At 64.2% G+C, this 2758-nt stretch carries 2 protein-coding genes; both read left to right on the top strand.

Annotated features, from left to right (window positions below):
- The first annotated feature begins 953 nt into the window (after positions 1-953).
- Positions 954-1613 (top strand): DUF1361 domain-containing protein, encoded by a 660-nt coding sequence (locus ACLP9N_RS17920; RefSeq protein WP_442408681.1) that lies wholly within the window; start codon positions 954-956, stop codon positions 1611-1613.
- 828 nt (positions 1614-2441) lie between these two features.
- Positions 2442-2758, top strand: a 317-nt coding sequence (locus ACLP9N_RS17915) for a glycosyltransferase (RefSeq protein WP_442408680.1), incomplete at its 3' end; no start/stop codon positions are given.

Below are 2758 nucleotides of genomic sequence, written 5' to 3'. Positions count from 1 at the left end.
GCCAGGATGTCATCGAGGCTGACCGTGCTGTAGGCGCGGTGGGCGAACTGGTGTGATGCGGCGGCGACGAGTCGTTGGCGTGTGCTGCCGGTTGGTTGTTCGCTGGCCTCGGTCATCGCCCCGCCTGGGTGGTCGCGGTCGCCGCGCAGCGGCGCGGTCGCCTCGCGCCAAGGTAGTTCTGCCGCCGAGTCAGTCCTCTCGATGATGGAGGACGGTGACCCGCGGAGCGTGCTGACCCGCCCGGGGGCGGCGCAGTGTCCCTCGAAGTCATTCCGCTGGTCCGCGGTCGGTTTTCAGCTTAATGTTCCTAGTCCATCTATGCTTTGGACACTAGTCGATGACTACAAGTCATCATAATACGGTCATATTATGACTATTAGTATGCACACCGTCCATGCCGGTGCGCCGTCGGCACCTACAAACGGCTGGCGGCCGGGGACGGCGGTAACCGTGGTCCGCTTCCGGGTTGGCCTGTTTTCGTTGGAGGAGCACATGTCAGTCGTGACCACAACCCGGAGATCCTGTGCCCTCCACGTCGAACGCAGGGTGGGGGGTCGCAGGACTACTCGCGCGACGGTGCTGGCATCGAGGGTGATCGACGGGTGGAGCGGCGGCATCATGGGGGTCCGGGGATTCGGCGAGTGGTTGCGATCTTGTATCCGGCTCGTGCGCAGTATCGTCGTCGCAATGGCCCGCCGCCACTCCGGTAGTCGGACCGACTCGATGACTTGCTTTACTTTAATAGGCTCCGCCCATGCTGCACATCCTCGCCGGTCGTGCCGCACGAAGGCCGACCCCGATGCCCGGCAGCGGGCGCCGCATGATGCAAACGGGATTGACACTCACAGCAGCTCAGAACGGTTGTCGATGATGCCCTTGCCGCGTCGCGCCCTGGCTGATGTCCTGCTTTGTCGTCCTTCTGGGCCGCTGCACCCGGCGGGCAAACTGCACTCATGACCTATTCCCGCCGTGTGGTCTTGATTGTGTCGCTGGTAGCCGCCACCGGGCTGGCGCTGCTGCTAGGCGTCACCGATCCGGCTCCGCCACTGGCCTACCCGACCCGCTTCTTCGTGTGGAATCTCGTGTTGGCATGTATCCCGATGTTCTTTGCGGCGGGTTTCGCCATGGTGCGCCGACGGATCTGGTTGATTCCACTGGGGCTGGGGTGGCTGGCGTTCGTGCCCAATGCTCCGTATCTGGTGACCGACTTGGTGCACCTGGGCAGCGGCCTCGAATTGTGGCGGCACGTCATGCAATACGGGGTCGCGGCCTGGACCGGCGTCACACTCGGGGTGGTGTCGATGCATCTGGTCTGCCAGCGGATCGAGCGCGAGTTCGGTGCGGTGACCGGGTGGATCGCGGTAATCGTGTCGGTCGGCCTATGCGCGATAGGTGTGGTGATCGGGCGGTTCCAGCGGTGGAACTCGTGGGATTTGGTGACGCAGCCGGGCGCGGTAGTGGCGACGACGCTCGATTGGGTGCGTTCGCCGCTCGCCTACGTCCAGCCGACCGGTGTGGCGCTCGCGGTTGGGGCCTTCTTCGGGCTGGCATACCTGGCAATGTGGTCTCTTTGGCCCTCCCCGGGCCGGCACACGCATAGCGCCGGCGGATGAGTCCGCGCCGGACAACGGGTCCTCACCGCCGACCCGCAACCTGAGGACCTCCGCCGAGCCCTCGACGAGATCATTTCCTCGCGCGGGGGACGGGGACCCACTGGGTGTGCGCTGCGTGGTCGGCGAGTGCAGTGACGGGTCGGCGTAGCTCCGGGGCCGCGGCGGCGCGACCCGGTGCCGCGGCTCGTGCTGGTGGTCGTGGCTGCTTGCTGGGCGCGGCACGCGAGCTGACCTGCGCCTAGGGGCGGCGCTGTGTCCGTCTTCCTGGCCCTCAGTCTGCTATTAGCCGCGTTATCCCGGCCGCATGCATGCTTTGTCATCAGGCAGGTACTAAAAGTGTGATAATCGCTTTACTAGAGGCCAATTAGTATGTAAGGTACGCACTCAGGTGTATTACCGGTATATGCATACGGTCGCACTCAGGCGCCACCGCAATCGCGGCCCGCCTCCGGGTCGACCTGCTTTCACTAGGAGCGACATGGGACCTGGGCAGACGGCGGTTAACACGATGAGCCATCCAACTGGATCTCACCCCATAGCAGAGGCAGGCAGAGCGTCGGCAAAATTGATCGGAACCGGCGTCTATAACCGGCCACGCCGCGGCGGGCCGCGGTGCGCACCGCGGCTGGACCAACGGTCGTCAGGGCCGGTCGGCGACGGTCGGCCTAGCGCCACAACAGGTTTCCTCGACGCCGAACCAACCTTATCGAGGTTTCCGGACGACCGACAGGCGACCAACACGTGTTCGAGTCGCACCTTAATAACAACGTTCTTCCCATTCAGGCTACGAGTCGCGCAGCACTTCACCTACAGGTCGGGAGCCGAAACATGACCAGCGTTTCACCCTCAAACTCAACCGAATTGGGATACGGCGTGTCGGCGGTGCAGCCGGCAGAATCCACGGGCACCACCGAACATCCGCTCGCTCTGCTCTCTCGCTCTCGCCCGAGAACATCGACCATCGCAAATCCGACTGTCAGCCTGGTGATTCCGGTGCGGAACGAGGCGCGCAATATCGCCTCGGTGCTTGAGCAGGTCGCCGATGACGTGGATGAGATCATTCTCGTCGACGGCAACTCGACCGATGTCACGGTGATCACCGCGCGGGCGTATCGGCCGGATGTGCGGGTGGTGGCGCAGCAGGG

The sequence above is a fragment of the Mycobacterium sp. genome, assembly GCF_052144515.1.
Lineage (GTDB): Bacteria > Actinomycetota > Actinomycetes > Mycobacteriales > Mycobacteriaceae > Mycobacterium.
This window is presented reverse-complemented; position numbering and strand designations above follow the sequence as displayed.

Excerpts from the sequence above, each read along its gene's own strand:
- ACLP9N_RS17920 (WP_442408681.1), top strand. The coding sequence starts at position 954 with ATGACCTATTCCCGCCGTGTGGTCTTGATTGTGTCGCTGGTAGCCGCC.